Origin of the sequence: Roseovarius nanhaiticus, assembly GCF_900156535.1 — a bacterium.
In the GTDB taxonomy this organism is placed as follows: domain Bacteria; phylum Pseudomonadota; class Alphaproteobacteria; order Rhodobacterales; family Rhodobacteraceae; genus Roseovarius; species Roseovarius nanhaiticus.
On sequence record NZ_FTNV01000014.1, the window covers coordinates 1 to 1,235 of the forward strand.

1 protein-coding gene is annotated in these 1,235 nt (G+C 53.8%); it reads left to right on the forward strand.

Annotation, left to right across the window (positions count from 1 at the left end):
* The coding region (locus BW975_RS17990; protein ID WP_139194240.1) for an IS1595 family transposase at positions 1–1,080 on the forward strand (1,080 nt) is incomplete at its 5' end.
* Between the last annotated feature and the right edge of the window lie 155 nt (positions 1,081–1,235).

The window sequence follows — 1,235 nt, forward strand, 5'->3', positions numbered from 1 at the left end:
TTCTTTTGCCGTGTCCACAAATCGTGTTGGTTGGCCTTCGTATTTTCACATTTGGCCAATATCCCGCAGGAAAACACTGCGGAGATGCCTATGCGACACCACGATTTTCGCCGGTTCCTCGACCGGATTTCACTTCTGAGCCCCGCGCAGATAGCGGAAGCAGGAACCGCTTTTCAGGATGTTCGTAGAAGATCCGAAGCGCTTACCGAAATCGAAGAACGAACAAAGAAAGAACACAAGTGCCCGTTTTGCGAATGCGAAGCGCGCCAGAAATGTGGCACTACGAAAACGAAGGTGCAGCGATATCGCTGCTCGGATTGCCTTAAAACCTACTCGGGGCGCACCACCTCGATCATTCGCTACATCCACCGTCCTGATCTTTTCTTGGAAGTTTTGAGGGACATGATGGGAGATGCACCACCTTCACCGGTGCGACGCCTCGCCAACGACTTGGATTTGAATAAATACACCATCTGGCGCTGGCGAATGATCATTCTGGACGGACTGTCTGGATCATCTTCGAAAGCCTTCGCGGGCATCGTCGAGGCTGATGAAACCTTCCAAAGGGAATCGCGAAAGGGATCGCGTGAATGGGGCAATCATCTGCGCGACCCGGCACACCATTCCGCGCCGCCCCGCCTGCGATGGTATGAATATGGCCGGAAGGGTGTTCCGATGATGCGAGGACTCTCACGCTGGCAACTGCCCATTCTAACGCTGGTCGATCGCAACGGCGCGCGTCGGGCCGAGCGCATTCCAAACCGAACGGACAAGACGATTGAGGCCGCGCTCGCGCCATTCGTGGCCCCCGATGTCGTCCTATGCGCCGATGGTCTTTCGGGCTACAAGAACTTCACCGCGAGCAGGCAGATAACACACGTCGAAATCAAACCGATAAAGGCATCAATTGGCGGTTCATCAGCCTACCACATCCAGAACGCTAACTCGCTCCATCAACTCTACAAGACCTTCATCCGACCTTTCCGCGGTCCGGCAAGCAAATACCTTGACGGCTATATTTTCTGGTTCATTGCACGATCATTGAAGTGGGATCCGGTGGAGGTGTTTCGAGCAATATGAGAGTTCATCACGACGCAGATCCCGAGTATGCAGACACGCCTCTTTTGGAGAGTTTGCGCCCAGGCCCTACATTCCGAAAAGGGAGATTGGCCAAACTCTGTATTCCCAAAGAGTCCTCACCCAACACGATTTGCGGACACGGCATTTTCTTTTGG